General features: G+C 74.5%; 14 protein-coding genes. 6 read left to right on the forward strand and 8 right to left on the reverse strand.

Translation table 11 applies throughout. From position 1 onward, the window contains the following. Positions 1-125 precede the first annotated feature (125 nt). The 3 genes from ACZ3YL_RS03010 to ACZ3YL_RS03020 form a co-directional block, all read right to left on the reverse strand. Positions 126-914 (reverse strand): aminotransferase class IV, encoded by a 789-nt coding sequence (locus tag ACZ3YL_RS03010; protein ID WP_188309952.1) that lies wholly within the window; start codon positions 912-914, stop codon positions 126-128. After that, the gene (locus tag ACZ3YL_RS03015; protein WP_465654973.1) at positions 907-1,908 is read right to left on the reverse strand and encodes a GNAT family N-acetyltransferase; all 1,002 of its coding nucleotides are present in this window, start codon (positions 1,906-1,908) and stop codon (positions 907-909) included. The genes ACZ3YL_RS03010 and ACZ3YL_RS03015 overlap by 8 nt, the downstream gene beginning before the upstream one ends. A 102-nt stretch (positions 1,909-2,010) precedes the next feature. Continuing rightward, the gene (locus ACZ3YL_RS03020) at positions 2,011-2,973 is read right to left on the reverse strand and encodes a DMT family transporter (RefSeq protein WP_465654975.1); all 963 of its coding nucleotides are present in this window, start codon (positions 2,971-2,973) and stop codon (positions 2,011-2,013) included. A gap of 93 nt (positions 2,974-3,066) precedes the next feature. Between ACZ3YL_RS03020 and ACZ3YL_RS03025 the strand changes: the two genes are divergently transcribed. Both ACZ3YL_RS03025 and ACZ3YL_RS03030 read left to right on the forward strand, forming a co-directional pair. Beyond that, a complete protein-coding gene (locus ACZ3YL_RS03025; RefSeq protein WP_465654976.1) occupies positions 3,067-3,945 on the forward strand; it encodes a LysR family transcriptional regulator in 879 nt (292 codons plus the stop codon). 214 nt (positions 3,946-4,159) lie between these two features. Further along, on the forward strand, positions 4,160-5,461 hold the full coding sequence (locus tag ACZ3YL_RS03030; RefSeq protein WP_223243618.1) for a carbohydrate-binding protein: 1,302 nt from the start codon (positions 4,160-4,162) through the stop codon (positions 5,459-5,461). A gap of 89 nt (positions 5,462-5,550) precedes the next feature. Here ACZ3YL_RS03030 and ACZ3YL_RS03035 read toward each other — a convergent pair whose 3' ends face one another. From ACZ3YL_RS03035 to ACZ3YL_RS03045, 3 genes are read right to left on the reverse strand one after another with little or no spacing between them, the layout of a single operon-like run. After that, on the reverse strand, positions 5,551-8,475 hold the full coding sequence (locus ACZ3YL_RS03035; protein WP_465654978.1) for a hypothetical protein: 2,925 nt from the start codon (positions 8,473-8,475) through the stop codon (positions 5,551-5,553). Beyond that, positions 8,475-10,346 (reverse strand): HSP90 family protein, encoded by a 1,872-nt coding sequence (locus tag ACZ3YL_RS03040; protein ID WP_188303859.1) that lies wholly within the window; start codon positions 10,344-10,346, stop codon positions 8,475-8,477. The genes ACZ3YL_RS03035 and ACZ3YL_RS03040 overlap by 1 nt, the downstream gene beginning before the upstream one ends. A gap of 55 nt (positions 10,347-10,401) precedes the next feature. After that, positions 10,402-11,433 carry a hypothetical protein gene (locus ACZ3YL_RS03045; RefSeq protein WP_465654980.1) on the reverse strand — a complete coding sequence of 344 codons (1,032 nt, stop codon included), beginning with the start codon at positions 11,431-11,433 and terminating at the stop codon, positions 10,402-10,404. Positions 11,434-11,652: 219 nt separating this feature from the next. Between ACZ3YL_RS03045 and ACZ3YL_RS03050 the strand changes: the two genes are divergently transcribed. After that, positions 11,653-11,991 (forward strand): hypothetical protein, encoded by a 339-nt coding sequence (locus tag ACZ3YL_RS03050; protein ID WP_188303860.1) that lies wholly within the window; start codon positions 11,653-11,655, stop codon positions 11,989-11,991. 6 nt (positions 11,992-11,997) lie between these two features. On the opposite strand, the gene ACZ3YL_RS03055 is transcribed toward ACZ3YL_RS03050, so the two are convergent. Together ACZ3YL_RS03055 and ACZ3YL_RS03060 are read right to left on the reverse strand one after the other, a co-directional pair. Next, positions 11,998-12,525: a hypothetical protein gene (locus tag ACZ3YL_RS03055; protein ID WP_465654982.1), complete on the reverse strand. Its 528-nt coding sequence runs from the start codon at positions 12,523-12,525 to the stop codon at positions 11,998-12,000. Positions 12,526-13,225: 700 nt separating this feature from the next. Further along, positions 13,226-14,668 (reverse strand): glyceraldehyde-3-phosphate dehydrogenase, encoded by a 1,443-nt coding sequence (locus ACZ3YL_RS03060; protein WP_188303862.1) that lies wholly within the window; start codon positions 14,666-14,668, stop codon positions 13,226-13,228. A 258-nt stretch (positions 14,669-14,926) separates the two neighbouring features. Here ACZ3YL_RS03060 and ACZ3YL_RS03065 point away from each other — a divergent pair, with 258 nt between their 5' ends. From ACZ3YL_RS03065 to fdhD, 3 genes are all read left to right on the forward strand, one after another. Continuing rightward, positions 14,927-17,080, forward strand: coding sequence for a UvrD-helicase domain-containing protein (locus ACZ3YL_RS03065; RefSeq protein ID WP_188303863.1), 2,154 nt, complete (start codon positions 14,927-14,929; stop codon positions 17,078-17,080). A gap of 108 nt (positions 17,081-17,188) precedes the next feature. Beyond that, a complete protein-coding gene (locus ACZ3YL_RS03070; protein WP_188303864.1) occupies positions 17,189-17,656 on the forward strand; it encodes a GreA/GreB family elongation factor in 468 nt (155 codons plus the stop codon). Between the two features lie 100 nt (positions 17,657-17,756). Further along, entirely contained in the window at positions 17,757-18,662 is a 906-nt protein-coding gene (gene fdhD / locus ACZ3YL_RS03075) for a formate dehydrogenase accessory sulfurtransferase FdhD (protein ID WP_465654984.1), read from the forward strand. Positions 18,663-18,843: the final 181 nt, after the last annotated feature.

Below are 18,843 nucleotides of genomic sequence, written 5' to 3' on the forward strand. Positions count from 1 at the left end.
CATATCCGAACCCCGAGTGGCTGACTGGACTGCAGACGTCTCCACTTCCGCTCCGTCGTGGCGCCGCCGCCGAGCAGGCTCCGCCCCCAACCCGCCGCCCCGGCCCCACCGCCCCGAATGCGGTGCTACACCGGGTCGGCGGCGATCCCGCGGTAGGCGGCGCGCAGTTCGGCGAGCAGCGGGTGGCCGGGGTCGAAGGCGGTGCCGTCGACGGCGGCCAGCGGGCGCAGCCCGACGCCCGCGTTCACCGCGAAGGCCGCGTCGAAGCGCCCCGACTCGGCGGCGTGGACCGGCTCGCGGGACTGCGGGCCGCCGTACGCGCCGGCCAGCAGCGCCGCGGTGACGCCGGGCAGGCTGGGGCCCTCCGGCCACACCAGGCGGCGCCCGGTAAGGAAGCCGACGTTCCAGGTCGCGCCCTCCAGCACCAGGCCATCGTCGTCGGTGAGCAACACGTCGTCGTACCCCGCGAGTTGGGCTGCGCGGCGGTGGTGGACCAGCCCGAACAGGCCGACGTGCTTCACCTCCGGCAGCTCCCGCCGGTGGGCGACCGTCCGGACCCTCAGCGGGGCGGGCTCGGCGCTCCCGGCCGGGCGGGTGGTCACCAGCAGGACGGGGGCGGCCGGGGCGGCGGGGCGTTCCAGGCCGAGCGCGGGGGCATAGCCGGTGACCCGGACGATCACCGGCGCGCCGTCGGCCGGCAGCACCGCGCGGATCCGCTCCCGGACCACCGCCCGGTCCGGCTCGACGCCGAACAGCGCCCGGCCGTCCCGTACCAGCCGGTCCAGGTGCAGCGCCAGACCGCGGACGCCGCCCGCCTCGACCCGCAGGGTGGTGAAGTGCCCGTAGTTGAGCAGCCCCAGGGCGGCGAGCCGCGCCGGGTCGGCGGGCGCGCCGTCAATCTCGATCTCAGCCATTCCCCGAGTCTGCCAGCAGCGGGGACACCCGCGGAGTCGACTCCGGCAACGTCGACTCCGGCAACGTCGACTCCGGCGGCGTTGACTCCGGCAGCGCCACCGGGCGCCGCGGACCGGCCGCCGGGCGGCCCACCGTCCGGGCGGCCCGCTCGAACTCCTCGATCCTGACCGCCAGTCCCTCAGGCTCCCCCGCCTCCGCCCAGCGCCACGCCTCCGCCCACCACTGCGGGCCGCGCACCAGCGGACGGCCCGCCAGGGCCAGGTACAGCGCCAGCGTCGAACGGGCGTACTCGTGCACCCAGCCGTCGCAGCCCCGGTAGTGCGCCGTCTCGTCCAGCCGCAGCCAGCGGCCCTCCTGCCCGGCGGCCAGTATCGGCACCCAGCCGCACTGCCGGTCGGCGACCAGCAGGAGCAGCCGCCCGTCCTCCTCCCGCACCCGGTGGAGCGGCAGTTGGGGCATCCGGGCGAACGACAGCGAACGCTTCCAGCCCACCACCCACAGCCCGCGGCGCAGGTAGTAGCGGACGGCCGACTGCCACGCCCAGTGCGCCTCCAGCCGGAAGCCCGGCAGGCCCTCGGCGGTGGCCGCCGCGTACACCTCGTCCAGCGCCCCGGCGGCCAGCCCGCGCCCGCGCGCCCCGGGCCGGACGTAGAGGGAGGAGACGGCGAGCTGGCTCGGGCCCTTGGTCCAGTTGTCCACCGCGACCGTCCCGACGACGGCGCCCGACTCGTCCCGGATCCAGTACCGGCGCCGGTACAGTTCCCCGCCCGGCCACTCCCGGCCGCTCTCCCCCAGCCGCTCCCGCCAGTCGCGCTCGGCACCCGGATCCAGCGCGTCCGGATCCACCACCTCGCCCAGCTCGCCCTCCACCAGGGACGCCAAGTCCCAGAGGGCGAACCGCCGTTCCTCCCCCTCGACGGCCGCCCGCAACCGCACCCCCGCCGCCAACCGGTCCTGCGCCCGCTCGACCGCCGCATCCCACGACCTCACCACGGGGCCACCCTAGCGGCCCTCCGGGCACGACCCGTAATCCACCGGACACCGAACGTCAGGCCGGTAACCGAACGTCAGACCGGCCGGCGGGAAGGCGGCCGGTCATCCCCCCGCTCCGCCCCGTCCCGGAGAGCCCACCGGCCGGCGTTCGCTCGGGGCGGCCGCGGACGGGGTCCCGGGCGGGGTCCCGGGCGGGCGGGTCAGGGCGACGGCGGCGATGACCAGGATGCCGCCGGCCAGGGCGTTCCAGCCGACGGGTTCGGCGAGGAGGGCGGCGCCCAGGGCGGTGGACCACAGCGGCATGACGTAGGTGACGGCCGAGGCGACGGCGGTGCCGGCGGCGCGGACCAGGCCGAGGTTGAGCAGGTAGGCGAAGCCGGTGCCGAGGGCGCCGAGCACCAGCAGGGCGGCGGCGGCCGGGCCGCCCGGCCAGTGCGGGGCGCCGCCGGCGGCCGGGGCGATCAGGGCCAACTCGGCGGTGGCGCAGGTGATCTGGAGCGCGGAGAGGGTGGTGACGGTCTCCGGGCGGCCGGACAGGAAGCGGCGCAGGTAGGCGAAGCCCGCGCCGTAGCAGCAGGCGGCGGCCAGGCAGGCGAGGGCGCCGGCCAGCGCACCCGGGCCGAGGCCGCGCCAGACCCCGAGCACGGTGAGCACGCCGACGAAGCCGAGCGCGAGGCCCGCGAGCCGGCGGGCGCCCGGGCGGCGCTCCTGGGGGACGGTCAGCACCGCGAACAGCAGGGTGAACAGCGGGGTGGTCGCGTTCATCACCCCGGCGAGCACCGAGCTGATCCTGGTCTCGCCGAACGAGAACAGGGTGAACGGCACGGTGTTGAGCAGCACCGCGACCACCGCCGAGTGCCCCCACAGCGCCCGGTCCCTCGGGGCCCGGCCGCCGCGCAGCAGCAGGACGGCCCACAGCGTGGTGGCGCCCAGCAGGCTGCGCCACAGCGCCACCCAGACCGGCGGCACCCCCGCGTCGACCGCCACCTTGATCAGGGCGAAGCTGGCGCCCCAGATCGCCGACAGTGCCACGAAGCCCGGCCACCAGCGCCGCACCCCGACCACCTCCCTCTCCGTCCGGTGTCGTTGGACAGAGGGTGGCCCGGCGGCGGACCATGAGTCCAACAAGTGGTGGTGCGGAGAGGATGAGGAAGTCTCATGACCCAGGACGTCAACCTGGCCCAGCTCAGGGCCCTGGTCGCGGTCGCCGACACCGGCGGCTTCGGCGCGGCCGCCGACGAACTGGGCATCAGCCAGTCCGCCGTCTCGCACGCCGTCGCCGCACTGGAGCGCTCGCTCGGCGCGCCCGTGCTGCGGCGTGGCACCCCATGCCGCCCCACCCCGCTCGGCGAGCAGGTCCTGCCGCACGCCCGGACCGCCGTCGCCTCCGCCGCCGCCGTGCGCACCATCGCCACCCGGCACTCCGGCGGCCCCACCGGCACGGTGCGGCTGGCCGCCCCGACCACCGTCTGCCAGGCGCTGCTGCCCGGACTGCTGCGGGCCTGGAAGGAGGCGTACCCGCAGGTCACCGTGCGGGTCTTCGAGGGCGAGGACGCCGAGCTGCCCACCTGGCTGGAGGCCGGCACGGTGGACGCCGCCGTCCTGGTCGACGCCGGCCCGCTGCCGCCCGGGGCGGTCGCGCTCGGCGCCGACTCCATGCACGCGCTGCTGCGCCGCGACCATCCGCTCGCCGGCCAGGAGGCCGTCCACGTGGGCGAGTTGGCGGACGACGACTTCCTGCTCTCCGAGGGCGGCTGCGAACGCCACGTCCGCGAGGCCTACCGGCGGGCCGGCACCCGCTTCGCCCCCAGGCACCGCATCCGCGACCTCAACACGCTGATCGGCATGGTGCACGCGGGTGTCGGGGTCTCGGTGATGCCGGCGCTGGCGCTGACCATGCTGCCGCCGGACTGCGCCCTGGTACCGATCCGGCCGGCCGTGCACCGCACGCTGACGCTCACCGGGCCCACCGGCCGGCCCTGGTCCCCGGCGGTCGCCGGACTGCTCGCGGGGGTGGGGGTGACCGTCCCGGTCTGACGGCCCCGACCCCTCCGCCTCCCGAGCCGCCCGGCCGCGCACCGCCGGGCGGCTTGACCTTTTTGGGGTTGACCGCCATTCCCCGACAGGTCTATACCAGTGATGACCTTCGGCAACTACCCGCCGCCGCCGGTCCATTCGGCCGTCCCGCCACCCCCACACCCGGCGCGACCAGGCCCGCCGCCCCCACCGCCGTTTCCTGGAAAGGCTTCCGATGGAGCGCGCTCTTCCCCCACAGCACCGCACCACCGCACCGGACTCCCGCAGATCCCGCGCCGCCCTCGCCGTGGCCGGCGTGCTCGGCCTGGTCGCCGGCGGCTTCGCCGCACTGGCCGGCACCGGCGCGGCCTCCGCCTCCACCACCACCGGCGCCGACACCGGCACCGGCCTGGGCAGCAACTGGTACGCCTCCGCGCCGTACCTGATGCCCGAGGACAACAGCCCGCCGGACGCCGCCGCCGTGATGGACGCGACCGGCCAGAAGGCCTTCCAGCTGGCCTTCATCCTCGCCCAGGGCAACAGCTGTTCGCCCGCCTGGGGCGGCACCTCCCCGATCGGCTCGGACACCGCCATGCCCGGCGTCATCCAGACCATCCGCGGCAAGGGCGGGGACGTCTCGGTGTCGGTCGGCGGGTACGGCGGCACCAAGCTGGGCCAGGTCTGCGGCACCCCGGAGGCGACCGCCGCCGGCTACCAGCAGGTGATCACCAAGTACGGCCTCAAGGCGATCGACTTCGACCTGGAGGAGCCGGAGTACGAGAACACCGCCGCCATCCACAACGAGATCGGCGCGGCCCGCATCCTCCAGCAGAACAACCCCGGCCTGTACATCTCGATCACCACCGCCGGGACCAACGCCGGCACCGGCTGGTTCGGCACCCAGATGCTGGGCGAGGCCAAGTCGCAGGGCTTCACGCCGAACAACTACTCGATCATGCCGTTCGACGGCGGCTTCAACGGCTCCGCCGCGCAGACCGACGCACTGGTGAAGTTCAACCAGATCCTCCAGACCACCTTCGGCTGGAACGAGGCCACCGCGTACGCCCACGAGGGCGTGTCGATGATGAACGGCCGCACCGACGCCGCCGAGTACTTCCGCCAGGCCGACTTCCAGAGCGTGCTGGACTTCGCCACCGCGCACGGCCTGGCCCGCTACACCTTCTGGTCGGTCAACCGGGACCGCCAGTGCGCGGGCAACGTCGACCCGGGCCTGTCCGGCTCCTGCTCCAGCGTGGCGCAGGGGGACTGGGACTTCACCAAGTACACGGTGAAGTTCGCCGGGGCGACCCCGCCCACCACCCCGCCGACCACGCCCCCGACCACCCCGCCGACCGGCAGCCCGACCGGCAACCCGGGGACGTGCACCGCACCGGCGTGGAGCGCGAGCACCACGTACACCGCGGGCGCCAAGGTCTCGTACAACGGGCACGCCTACCACGCCAAGTGGTGGACGCTGAACGAGGTGCCGAGCGCCAGCGGCCAGTGGGGCGTCTGGGGCGACGACGGCCCCTGCTGACCCGCAGGACGGCACGACACGGGGCGGGCGTCCACGACGCCCGCCCCGCGCGGGTTCCCGGCGCGGGGCCAACCCCCGACCCGCGCCGCTCAGTTGCCCGCGAACCGCTCCCGCAGCCCGGCCAGCACCCGGGCCGCCTCGTCCAGCCCGGCCGCCTCGCAGCGGGCGATCCCGGCGGTCAGCCGGGTCACCGCCGCCCGGGGGCGGTCGAGGTCGCCCTCGATCAGCGCGGCCAGCCGGACGGCCTCCGCCCGCAGCGACTCCGGCTGCGCCGAGCCGGCCGGCTCCCCGGTCCGCTCGTACACCGCGATCGCCCGCTCCACCTCGGCGAGCGCCTCCTCGTGCCGGTCCGCGACGGCCAGGCAGCGGGCCCGCTCGTAGTGCGAACCGCCGCGCAGGTACCAGCCGTTGTACTCCTGGCCGAGCCGTTCGGCGGTTTCGCCGAGGGCGTCCGCATCGGCCAGCAGGGCGAGCGCGGCGTCCAACTGCTCAGCACCGCGGTTGCACATCATCAGCTGGGCCAGCTCCCGCATGGTGGCGGCCAGTTGGTCCACCTGCGGGGCCTTGCCGTGCGCCTCCCGGGCCCGCCCGAGGGCGGCCTCGGCGGCGTCCCAGCGGTCCGCCCGGGCGAGGGCCAGGGTGGCCTCGCAGGCGACCATGGTGTGGGTCTGCTGGTCCTCCCAGTCGGCGACCAGCTCGGCCAGCCGCAGGTACTCCTCGGCCGCGTCCCGGTGCTCCTCCAGGTCGACCAGGCCCCGGGCGAGGTCCAGCCGGGCCTGGGCGAGCATCCGGACGTCCAGTTCGGCGGCGGCCGCGGCGTCCAGCACCGACTCCAGCACGGCCACCGCGTCGGCCGCCCGGCCGGTGCCGCGCAGCACGTCGGCCAGTTGCAGCCGCACCTGGGCCGCCTCCTCGACGGCCTCGGCGCCCTGCCGGTCGTAGCGCGCGGCGGCCTCCGAGAGCGCCCGCACCGCCCCGCCGAGGTCGTCGGTCCGCAGGCTCGCGTGCCCGAGCATCATGTACGTCGGCGCGTACGGGTAGCCGTCCTCGCCCCAGCGCACGGCCTCGGCCAGCGCCCGGTGGAACACCTCGACGGCCTGGCCGGCCTCGCCCTGCTGCAGCAGCACCTGACCGAGCAGGCCGAGCACCCGCGGGGTGTGCCAGGGCAGTTCGGCGGCATCCAACTGGGCCAGCACCTCACGCAGTTCGGTGACGGCCTCGGTGAACCGCCCCTGCCGGGCGGCGACGTCGGCGGTGTACTGGCGGGAGGTCGCGGACCGGCGGGCGGAGCCGAGTTCGACGGCGGTGCCCCGGTAGGCGCCGACGGCCGCCTCGAAGCGCTCGGCCGTCCCGGCGGCGGGTTCGGGCAGTTCCTCGACCAGGTCGTGGTGGGCGGCGTAGGCGCGCGCCTGGAGGACGATCAGGTAGTCGTCGTCGGGCATCGCGCCGTCGGCGCGCAGCTCCTCGGCCCGGGCCAGTGCGGCGTCCAGCGCCGTCCAGTCGGACACCACGCCCTCGACGTCGCCGAGTTCGACGATCAGCGCCCGGGTGCGGGCCATCAGTGCCGGGCCGGGCAGCCCGGCCCGTTCGTACAGCTCCGCGGCCTCCAGCAGGCCCGCCGTGCCCTCGGCGTAGTCGTCGCGCTGGACGGCCTCATGGGCGCGCTGTTCGGCGAGTTCGGCGCTCAGCAACTCGGGGCCGCCGAGGTCGGTACCCGCCGGGAGGACGAAGCCCTCGGCGCCGACCCGTTCGGCGATCCGCTTCCACAGCCGGTCGGCGTCCGGGTGGCCGAGGACCTCCAGTTCGCGGGCCCGCAGCACCAGCGCGGTGAAGTCCTCCGGCTCGGCCTCGACGGCGCGCCGCGGCGCCGGGGCGACGGCGGGGGCCGTCGCGGCCAGCTCGGGCGCGACGGCGGCCCGCACGCCCAGGGCCAGCGGCTCGGCCAGCAGCGGTGCCACCGCCAGCCGGGCGCGGCGGGCGGCGCCGACCGCGTCGGTGCCGTTGCGGGCGTCGAAGCGGGCGGCCAGCGCGTCGGCCTCGCCGCGCAGGTGGGCGAGCAGGGTGTCGACCGTCCAGGCGGTGCCGGCCGGGCCGCTGACCGCGAGTCCGCCGTGGCCGGCCGCGGCCAGGGCGGCGACCAGCACCTCGACGCCGGTCAGGAACTCCAGCCGGGCCGCGGGCTCGCCGGTCACCGTGAACAACTCGCGGTTCTCGGCGAGCAGTTCCAGGCCGCGCGGCTCGTTGCCGGACAGCGCGCAGAACTCGATGTGCCGGCCGATCGCCGCCAGCATCGCGGCCTTGCCGCGGGCGTAGCGGTAGCCGGTCAGGTGTGCGGAGCGGGCCTCGTCGGTGCGGCCCCGGCGCAGCAGCGGCAGCAGGGCGGTGGCCTGGCTGAGGTAGGGCTCCTGCTCGCAGCCGGAGCGGCCGTCCAGCACCGGGGCGAGGATCTCCAGGGCGCGGGCGTCGTCCCCGGCGGCGACGAAGTGCTGGGCCCGGGCGCGGGTCTCGCAGGCGTGGCAGTCGCTGAGTTCGGTGCGCGGGCGGGCCGCCCACAGCTCGTAGGCGTCCTGGACGTCGACGCCGGTCTGCGCGGCCAGGTGGTAGCGCTGGGCGTAGTACGGCTGGAGGTCGTAGCCGGCCGCGCGGTAGCGGTCGCGCAGTTCGGTGTGCCAGCGCCGGATGGCGGCCAGCGGGACGTCGGGGGTGTCCAGGAGTGCGGTGGCCACCCACTTGAAGCGCCAGAACACCTGGTTCCGGGCCCAGTCGCCGAAGCCGTCCCGGTCCTGGTCCCAGAGCTTGAGCACCCGGGCGAAGACCACCGGGCTCTTGCTGCGCTCGCCGTCGTACTCGTAGGCCTCCATGAGTTCGAGCAGGGCCATCGCGCGGACCCCGGTGTCCTCGAACTGCTCGGCGGCGTCGACGAGTTCCTCGGCCGTGACGGTGCGGGTACGGCCGTAGGGGCGGGCGTCGTTCTCGCGCAGCGCGGCCATCACCGCGTCGGGGGTGTCCAGCATCACGCCTCCTTCGGGCCGTGGTGATCCGGGCCGGCCGCCTCGTGGCCGAGCATGGCGTGGTCGAGCAGGCTGATGAACGAACGGTTCAGCAGCGCGGATTCGCTGGCCTTGAGCGGGCGGCGGGTCATCAGCACGGCCTGCCCGTACAGCGCCTCGACGGCGGTGACGGTCAGGTCCCGGTCGGTGACGGTGGCGGCGCGGCGCACCAGCGGGTTGAGGTGGTTCAGCACCAGCTGGGCGCGGGGCACCTCGGCGCGCAGCGAGCCCAGAATGTCCGCCCACAACCCGTCGGCCTCGTCGGCGAGTTGGGCCCGGGTGCGCTCGTGCCGGGCCTCCCGGTTGTCGAGCAGCAGGGCGGGCGCGTTGGTCGGGTGGAAGCTGCGCAGGGCGACGTCGCAGTCGAACCGGCCGACCACCTCGCGGGCGATCGCCAGGAAGGCGCCGGCCGCCAGCTCGGCCGCCGGGTCGACGGTGTCCAGGTGCGCGGTGACGGTGCCCGGGTCGAGGTCGGCGACCGAGACGCCGGGGCGGATCTCGGGCAGCCGGTGCACCAGGTCCCGGTCGTAGGTGTAGCCACCGTTGACGACGCCGAGCCCGGCCGCGCCGGCGATCGGGGCGACCTGCCGGAACTCCTCGACCGTACGGGTCACCAGCACCACCGGGTGGCTGCGGGCGAACTCGTCCAGGGTGACATTGCCGTCGGTGGTCTCGAAGGGCAGCCAGGGCAGCATCATCCGCAGCAACTCGTCGTCGTAGCGGGCGAGTTCCTTGACGGCCAGGTGGTGCACGGAGAGGAAGCGGTGCAGCAGCGCCGGGTCGCTCGCGGACAGGCCGGTGAGCCAGTCGCGGATCCGGGCGCCGAGCGCGTCGCGGACAGCGGCCAGCGTCTCGTCGGCGTACAGGCCCTCGCGCGAGGCGGTGGGGCGCAGCCCGTCGGTGTCCACCACGCAGCGGACGAAGAACGCCCAGTCCGGCAGCAGTTCGTCGGCCTGGTCGGAGAGCAGCATCCCCTTGAGGTGCACCCGGTGGCCGTGCCGGCGCGAGGGCGGCGCGGCGTCGGGCAGGACGTAGGCGACGCCGCGCAGGCCGACCAGCGGGAGGTCCAGCTCGATGGTGTCGAGCGGGACGAAGTCGAAGGTGGCGCGGCAGTACTCGGCGAGCGCGTCGCGCCGGGCGAGCGGGGAACCGTGCCGCTCGGCCCACGGCGCGGTGCGGTTGACCTGGTGCGCGGTGCCGTTGGCGTCGACCACGGTGACGTCGTGGCGCAGCAGGCTGCCGAAGTCCCGGGCGAGCGAGAGCACCCGGGCGGAGCGGGTCCACTCGGCGGCGTCGGCGCGCGGGGCGAGGGTGACGGTGGTGCCGGGCTCGGGCTTGGCCGAGGCCGGCAGGGTGCGGATGGTGTAGCTGCCGTCCGACAGGCCGCGCCACTCGATCACCGGCGCGTCCGCACTGCCCGCGTGCCGGGTGACCACGGTGATCTCGTCGGCGACCACGAAGCAGGCGAGCAGGCCGATGCCGAACTGGCCGATGAAGTCGCCGCGGGCCTTGGCCAGGCCGTCCCCGTCCAGGCGGCCGTCGGCGTCGCGCTTGGAGCTGCGGCCGATGGTGGCGAGGAAGGTGTGGACGTCCTGCTCGGTCAGGCCGATGCCGGTGTCGGTGACGGACAGCTCGTCGTCGGCCCGGACGGTGATGGCGGCCGGCGCCTCGGGGTCGAGGGCGCGGCGGGCGGAGATCGCGTCCACCGCGTTCTGCAGCAGCTCGCGCAGGTAGACCCGCGGGCTGGAGTAGAGGTGGTGGGAGAGCAGGTCCACCAGGCCGCGCAGGTCCACCTGGAAGGTGTGCGCACTCGTCGGGTTGTCGGTTGGGGACACCGGAGGCTCTTTCGGTCGCGGAAGTGGGTGTCGGGGTTCTGGGGCCGGGGCGGCGTCAGTACCCGGCGCAGCGGTCGCGGTGGGCGCGGAAGGCCTTGACCGGATCGCCGGACAGGTAGTGCCACGGCGACTCGGTGACCAGGCCGTCCAGCGCGTCGAACAGCAGCCGGGCGGTCTTCGGCTGATCGGCCAGCGAGAAGGCCATCGCGAAGCTGTTGAAGCTCCCCTGCCAGCCGCGGACCGGTACGAAGTCCGGGTGCAGGACGGAGCGGAACGCCGCCTCCTGCAGCTCGGCCACCACCGCGGGGCTGGTCAGGTAGGCGTGGTCCTCGCCGTCCGGAAGGTCCAGCCAGCGCTCCAGGTGGGCGAGCGCCACCAGCTCGCCGAGCGGGCTGCCCTCGGGGGCGGCCAGCATCGAGGAGCGGGCGAACTCGTGCATGGCCTCGTGCGAGCCGCCCCACTTGGCGCACAGCTGCTGCAACCGCTGGCGGTGCGAGCCGACGTGCCCGGGGACACGGCGCACCGCGGCCTCGAAGCGGGCGGTGGCGACGTCCGGGCCGAGCGAGGCGCCGCGCGCGCTGATCTGCAGGAAGTACCAGGGGGCGAGCCAGGACGGCTCCCGCTCGGCGACCTCCAGCAACTGCTCCTCGGCGACGTCCAGCCGCTGGTGGAACAGCTTCCACTGCTCCTCGGTGACGTGCTGGGCCCGGGCGCCGCTGCGTGCCTCCCAGGCCCAGGTGACGTGCCGGGCGCCGGACAGCAGCAGCGGCAGCGCGTCGTCCGGGGCGTCCGCGACCGCGCGGGCCGTCCACTCCTCGGCCCCGGCGACGTCGGCGACGGCCGTGGCGAGGAAGGCCAGCTCACCGCCGTCCGCGGCGGCCAGCGCCGGGCGCAACGCCGTCCAGTCCCCCGCGGCGGCCTGGGCCAGCACCAGCCGGAGGGACTCGTCGCCGAAGGCCGGATCGAGCCTCGGCGCGGCACCCTGGGCGGCGGGCGCCTCGGCGGCCCGTCTGCCGAACCCGAACCCGAACCGGCCGGCCCGGTCCTGCGCGCCCTCCCCGCCCGTCCGGCGTCGGAACAGCGGCATGTGTGGCCCCCTCGAACGTCATCGGCATCAATCGCATGGCCGCACAGTGGCCACCCCAGAGGAGTACATATCACGCCCGGCCGACAACCGTTTCCCCAGCCCAGCGCCGTCCCGGGCCGGTGGGTCCGCCACCCGGGACGGGTGACATCTTGCTGCCTGACAGTTTTCTGACACCGCGCAGGTGGCCGCCCGGGCCGACGATCGGTCAGGCTGTCTCCCGTGCACGCCATTCGCTTCCACCTCCGCGCCCCGGAGCACCCCGCCGGCCCCCCGACGGCCCCGCACCCACCCTCCCCGGAGGCCGTCCGGGACGGGCTGGCGCGCGGGCTGCCCGCCCCGGCACGGATCGAGCACGCCCGGATCCTGGTCGGGCCGGCCGCGGTGGACGGCGTGGCCTTCGTCCTCGCCGACGGCCTGCTCGCCGCCGAGGCCGCCCTCACCGCCGCCTGCGCCGCCCTCACCGACCAGGCCGGCCTGCTGCCCGGCTGGCGGGTGCCGCACTGCGCGCTGGACACCCTGCTGGCCCTGGGGCTGCACGAGCTGCCGGCCTTCCCGTAAGCCCCGTCAGGCCGCGCCGAGCCCGGCGTCCGGCACCTTGCCGGCCTGCGCCTGCTCGATCCGGTTCACCAGCATCACGGCGAACCGCCGGGCCGCCGCCGGATCCACCGGCCCGCCCTCGGTGGTCACACTCGCCACCACGGTGCCCGAGCGCACCACGATGCTCACCCCGTCGCCATCGGCCAGCGGCCCCACGAACGCCTGGCTCTCGCTGCCCAGCGCCGGAGCCTCGACCTTCTTGAACGGCCCGACCGGATAGGACGCGTACGTCTCCTTCGCCCGGCTCCTCGCGGCGTCCCGGCTGGGCAGCGTCTCCACCAGGAACCGGGTGACCAGGTCACCCGAGGAGAACCGCACCGACCCACTGAGCGGCTTGCCGGCACAAGGAGCCGCCGCCGTACAGGTGACGCTGTGGTCGGCCGTGTCGACCTTCCGCTTCTCCTCCTGCCACCCGGCCATCGCCCTGGCGTCCGGCAACACCTGCCCGACCACCTTGTCGTCCAGCAACGCCGTCTCCAGATCCGCACTGGGCACCGCGGCCACCGGCGGCGCCGCACTGCCCGTGACACCCGCACCCCCCGCGGGCACGGACGCCGCAGCCGACCCCGCCGGGGAAGCGGCCCCGGCGGCCGACGCAGCCGCCGTACCACCCGCCGTCGCACCCCCCGTCACCGCCGAACTCGACGCCCCCACACCCCCCTTGGCATCCTCCGACCCACCCGACGAACACCCCGCCAGCACACCCGCCAGCACCCCGACCGCCACCACGACGGTGAACCGCCGACCACCCATCCCCATGCGCCCACTCCCTTACGCCTGTCCGTGACCCCTCAAGATAGCGAGCACCCCGCATACGAACCGCCCCACCCCCTCCCCTCCCCCCCCACACCCCACACCCCTCCACCCACCTCCCCCACCCACCCACCCCCTCCTCACCAGGCGAGAGGGACGCGCTGCGGGAGGGGGCGGTGGAGGGGGTGGGTGCGGAGAGGGGCGTGACGGGTGATTTTCAGACTGCCAACGGCGCCCAGCCCCCCACCCACAGAGTCGGCAGTCGGAAAATCACCCAGCCCCCGGAGCGCCCACCCCCGGAACCGCCCCCGGCCCCCCACCCTCCCGAAAGCCCACCCCCACGAACACACCCCCGCGCAGCGGAAAACGCCGGTGGGGCGGCGACCAAAAAGGTCACCGCCCCACCGGGAACAGCCCCACCGGGAACAGCCCAACCGAAGGATCAGACCGCCGGCACCGGAAACGTCGGGTACTCGACGCCCGAGATGTACTGCACGACCCGCACCACCTGGCACGAGTAGCCGAACTCGTTGTCGTACCACAGGTAGAGGATCGCGTTGTCACCGTCGACCTTGGTCGCACCGGCGTCCACGATCGACGCGTGCCGCGACCCGATGAAGTCACTCGACACCGCGTCCGGCGAGTCCGTGAAGTCGATCTGGCGCTTCAGCGGCGAGGTCAGCGAGATGTTCCGCAGGTAGTCGAGGACCTCCTCGCGGTTGGTCTCGCGCTTCAGCTGCAGGTTGAGGATCGCGATGGAGACGTCCGGCACCGGCACCCGGATCGAGCTGCCGGTGATCTTCGCCTTGAGGTCCGGCAGGGCCTTGGCGACGGCCGAGGCGGCACCGGTCTCGGTGATCACCATGTTCAGCGGCGCCGAGCGGCCGCGACGGTCGGCCTTGTGGTAGTTGTCCAGCAGGTTCTGGTCGTTGGTGAACGAGTGGACGGTCTCCACGTGACCGCGCACCACGCCGTACTCGTCCTCCATCGCCTTCAGCGGCGGGACGATCGCGTTGGTGGTGCAGGAGGCGCAGGAGATGATCTGCTCGTCCGGCTTGATCATGTCGTGGTTGACGCCGTGCACGATGTTCGGCACGTCGCCCTTGCCCGGGGCGGTCAGCACGACCTTGGCGATGCCGGGGCGCAGGTGCTTGGACAGGCCCTCGCGGTCGCGCCACTTGCCGGTGTTGTCGATCAGGATCGCGTCCTTGATCCCGTACTCCGTGTAGTCGACCTTGGTCGGGTCGTCGGAGTAGATCACCGCGATCTCGTTGCCGTTGACGACGAGCTTGCTGTTCGCCTCGTCGACGGTGATGGTGCCCTGGAACTGGCCGTGGATCGAGTCCCGGCGCAGCAGCGAGGCGCGCTTGACCAGGTCGTCGTCGCCACCACCGCGCACGACGACGGCCTTCAGCCGCAGGCCGTTGCCGGAGGCCTTCTCGATCAGCAGACGGGCGACCAGCCGGCCGATGCGGCCGAACCCGTACAGCACGACGTCCTGCGCGGACCGGCGCTCCAGCTTGTTCTCACCGGTGGCGCCGGCGACGGCCTGGGCGGTGAACTCCGCCACCGACAGGCCGTGGTCGTCCGCCCGGTAGGCCGAGGCGAGCATCGCGAGGTCGATCTGCGAGGGGCCGAGGTCCAGGGTGGTCAGCGCCTGCAGGAACGGCATGGTCTCGGTGACCGAGAGCTCCTCGCCGGCTATCTGCCGGGCGAAGCGGTGCGTCTTGAGGATGCTGACCACCGACTTGTTCACCAGGGAACGGCTGTGGAGCAGGACGGTGACGTCCTTCTCCCGGTGCAGCCGCCCGATGATCGGGATCATCGACTCCGCGATCTCCTCGCGGTTCTTCCAGTCCGTGAACACGTCGTCGTTGACAGTCACAAGTCCATCTTTCGAGCTGAGGGTGTTGCGCACATGGTAGCTTCGCCCGCCCGCGCCCCGGCGGCCGGTCCCTCCCCCACCGCTCCGGCCCGAGCCTCCCACCTGCGTTTTCCCTCACCGCCCCGAGCCCAAAGGTGATCACCGCCACCCCCGAGCCCCCCGCCGCCCCGGCCGGAGCGGCAGCCGTCCGCACCCGGCGCGAGTGATCATCGGGGCCAGTACAGTGAGCCCACCGGACCGAGGCGTGAGGGGGCCCGCGTGGCGACGCTGGGGATGCACCGGGACTTCCTGATGGAGTTCGCGGCGCTGGAGAAGTCGGTGCAGCGGCGGGTCTTCGAGACCTTCGAGAAGTTCACCGGGGCGACCCACGCCGGCACCCACCTGGAGAAGCTCACCAACCAGCGGGACCCGCGGATCCGGACCATACGGATCACCGACTTCTGGCGCGGGGTCGTCCTCAAGGCCGACCGGGGCGACGGCTACCTGCTGCTGAAGGTGCTCCCCCACGACAAGGCCAACGACTGGGCCGTCAAGCACCGGGCCTCGGTCAACGCCGCCACCCAGGGCGTCGAGATCCGCAACGACGTCGCCCTGGAACGCGCCTCCGCGTCACTGCGGGCCCTGGGCTCCGACGAACCCGAGCGGCTCTTCGCCGACCGCTCGGACAAGGTCCTGCGCAGCCTGGGCATCGACGAGGAGATCCTGCCGATCATCCGGCTGCTGCCCGACGAGGCGCACCTGGAGGCGCTTCACCGGGTCCTGCCGGAGCAGCAGTTCGACGTGCTGATCGGGCTCGCCAGCGGGATGGAGCCGGCCGAGATCGACCGCGAGATCGTCCAGGCGTACGCGCGGGCGGCGGCCCCGGTGAGCACCGCGCGGCCCGGGGACGAACTGGTCTCGGCGATGGCCCACGCGCGCGGCCGGGTCGCCCTGGTGTCCGGGCCGGAGGAACTGCAGGAGATCCTGGAGCGCCCGTTCGACTCCTGGCGGATCTTCCTGCACCCGGCGCAGTACCGGGTCGCCTACCGGGGCTCGTACAACGGGCCGGCCCGGGTCACCGGCGGCCCCGGGACGGGCAAGACGGTGGTGGCCCTGCACCGGGCCTACCACCTGGCCCGCCGGCTGCCGCCGGACGCCCCGGACGGGTCGGTGCTGCTCACCACCTTCACCACGGACCTCGCCGCGGAGCTGGAACGCTGCCTGACCCTCCTCGTCACGGACCAGCGGATCAGGGCGAAGGTCCGGGTGGTCACCGTGGACGCGCTGGCGAACGAGGTGCTGCGCCGGGCGCGCCGCGGCGCCCCACTGAAGGTCGTCTCCAACCAGCGTGCGGTGCTGGCTCGTTGGGGCCGGACCGCACGCCGGATCGGCGTCGACTTCACCGATGTCTTCCTGGACCAGGAGTGGCGCCAGGTCGTCCTGGCCCAGGCGATCGAGAGCCCCGAGCAGTACCTGAAGGCCCCGCGGTCCGGCCGGGGCACCGCACTGGGCCCCCTGCAACGGGCCCAGCTCTGGCGCGCGGTGGCCGCGTTCGAGGAGGACCTGCGGCAGGCCGGGGAGGTCACGTTCCTCCAGGTCTGCGCGCGGGCCGCGCGGGCCCTCGACGAGAAGGACGACCGCCCGTTCCGGCACGTGGTCGTCGACGAGTCGCAGGACCTGCACCCGGCGCAGTGGCGCTTCCTGCGCGCGCTGGTCGCGCCCGGACCGGACGACCTGTTCCTGGCCGGCGACCCCCACCAGCGGATCTACGGGCGCCAGGTCTCGCTGCGCTCGCTCGGGATCCAGGTGGTCGGACGGTCCGCCCGGCTGCGGATCAACTACCGGACCACCCAGGAGATCCTCAGCTGGTCCGCGTCGCTGCTCACCGGTGAACGCCCGGACGACCCGGACGGCGGCGAGGACTCCCTGGTCGGCTACCACTCGACCCTGCACGGCGCCCACCCCGAGGCGCGCGGCCACGCCGACCGGGACGCGGAGATCCGGGCCCTCGTCGCCCGCGTCGCGGAGTGGACCGCCGCCGGGATCGGCCCGGAGGACATCGGAGTCGCCGCCCGCACCGCCCAGTTCGGCCGCGACATCGCCAAAGCCCTGGAGCGGTCCGGGACTTCGGCCTATCTGCTGGGCGACGTGCCCTCCCCCGGGGTGCGGATCGGCACCATGCACCGGATGAAGGGCCTGGAGTTCCGCTGCGTCGCCGTGGTCGGCGTCAGCGACGGCCTGGTGCCCATGCGCGCCGCGCTCACCCCGGAGTCCACCGACCCGCAACAGCACCGCGAGGACCTCAGCGGCGAGCTCAACCTGCTCTTCGTGGCCTGCACCCGGGCCCGGGAGGCCCTCGCCGTGTCCTGGCACGGCACCCCCAGTCCCTTCCTCGAACCCGTCGTCCCGGCGGCGCTGCCGGGGCGGGTCTGAGGATTCCCCCGGAGGATTCCCGCCGAGGATTTGCCGGGGGTTCGGCGGGGTGGGGTAATGAGAGGCGACCGGTGTGTGGGCGTTCCCTCAGAGACCCGGGAGCTTGCGATGAGCGGTGGGCCGGAACCGATCAGTACCGAGGGGCTGCGTGCCGTGCGGGAGGAGCTGGCGCAGCTGCGGGTGGAGCGGGGGGAGGTGGCCGCGACGCTCAGCGGGGAGGAACCGGTGGGTGACCGGGCGGATGCGGCGGACGAGTTGCAGCGGGCGTCGGAGGTGGCCCGGCTGGACCGGCGGATCGCCGAGCTGGAGGAACGGCTGCGGGAGGCCGAGCGGGCCGGGGCGCCGTCCACGGACGTGATCGGGGTGGGTTCGACCGTCACCGTGCGGTTCGCGGACGGCGAGGAGGAGGTCGTCGAGATCTCCGAGGTGGCCGAGGAACGGGAGCTGACCCTGGTGACGTACGACAGTCCGCTCGGGAAGGCGCTGTTGGGCCGGCACGCCGGGGAGACGGTGAACTACGAGACGCCGGGCGGCGCGACGAGCGCGGAGGTGCTGGCGGTCGGCGGCACGGCGTAGCCGGGCGGCAGCCCTGCCACCACCCGGCCGAGGCGCGCGGCGGGGCCAGGAGGGAGGATGCATCCGTACCGACCTGGCCGACCCCGAGGAGCCGACGACCATGGGCCGAGTGACCGTACCGCGCAGGGTGCTGCGGCTGCGCGGGGGTGTGCCCTCGCACCGACCCGACACCCTGGCCGCCGAGGAGCCGATGGAGATCCGGGTCGGCGGCCGTGCGCTGACGGTGACCATGCGCACCCCGGGCAGCGACTTCGACCTCGCGGCCGGCTTCCTGGTCAGCGAGGGCGTGCTGCACGCCGCCGACCACCTGGCCGGGATCCGCTACTGCGCCGGGGCCACCGCCGACGGCGGCAACACCTACAACGTGGTCGACGTGGCGCTCGCCGCCGGGGTGCCGGCCCCGGACGCCTCGCTGGAACGTAACTTCTACACCACCTCCTCCTGCGGCCTGTGCGGCAAGGCCAGCCTGGACGCGGTGCGCACCACCGCGCCGTGGAGCGTCGCCGGGGACGGCCTGCGGGTCACCCCCGGGCTGCTCTCCGCGCTGCCCGACCGGCTGCGGGCCGCCCAGAAGGTCTTCGACAGCACCGGCGGCCTGCACGCGGCCGGGCTGTTCGACGCCGCCGGGCGGCTGCTCTGCCTGCGCGAGGACGTGGGCCGGCACAACGCGGTGGACAAGGTGGTGGGCCACGCGCTGCGCGATGGCCTGCTGCCGGCCCGCGGCACGGTGCTGATGGTCAGCGGCCGGGCCTCCTTCGAGCTGGTCCAGAAGGCCGTGATGGCCGGCATCCCGATGCTGGCCGCGGTCTCCGCGCCGTCCTCGCTGGCGGTGGACCTGGCCGAGGAGAGCGGGCTGACCCTGGTCGGCTTCCTGCGCGGCGACTCGATGAACGTCTACACCCGTACGGACCGGATCGACACCGCCCGGCCCGACGCCCAGCCCGACGCCCAGGCGGGCGCCCAGGCCCCGGCCGCTCGACGCGCGGGGCCCGACGGCCCGGCGTAGCGTCGACCCGGACGCCGAAGTCCGGGGGGACCAGCCGCCGCACGGAAGGCCAGTGCCGTGACCACCTCCGACGACGAAGCGACCGCCACCCCGCAGGAGCCGGCGGAGGCGGGCCCCTCCCCCGCCGGGCCGCCGCGGTTCGCGCCCTACCGCCACCCCGCCGCCGGCTGGGGCGCCGCGA

It is taken from the genome of Kitasatospora sp. NPDC023176, from assembly GCF_055560495.1.

Excerpts from the sequence above, each read along its gene's own strand:
- ACZ3YL_RS03045 (WP_465654980.1), bottom strand. The coding sequence starts at position 11,433 with ATGCCGCTGTTCCGACGCCGGACGGGCGGGGAGGGCGCGCAGGACCGG.
- ACZ3YL_RS03010 (WP_188309952.1), bottom strand. The coding sequence starts at position 914 with ATGGCTGAGATCGAGATTGACGGCGCGCCCGCCGACCCGGCGCGGCTC.
- ACZ3YL_RS03025 (WP_465654976.1), top strand. The coding sequence starts at position 3,067 with ATGACCCAGGACGTCAACCTGGCCCAGCTCAGGGCCCTGGTCGCGGTC.
- ACZ3YL_RS03035 (WP_465654978.1), bottom strand. The coding sequence starts at position 8,475 with ATGCTGGACACCCCCGACGCGGTGATGGCCGCGCTGCGCGAGAACGAC.
- ACZ3YL_RS03070 (WP_188303864.1), top strand. The coding sequence starts at position 17,189 with ATGAGCGGTGGGCCGGAACCGATCAGTACCGAGGGGCTGCGTGCCGTG.
- ACZ3YL_RS03030 (WP_223243618.1), top strand. The coding sequence starts at position 4,160 with ATGGAGCGCGCTCTTCCCCCACAGCACCGCACCACCGCACCGGACTCC.
- fdhD (WP_465654984.1), top strand. The coding sequence starts at position 17,757 with ATGGGCCGAGTGACCGTACCGCGCAGGGTGCTGCGGCTGCGCGGGGGT.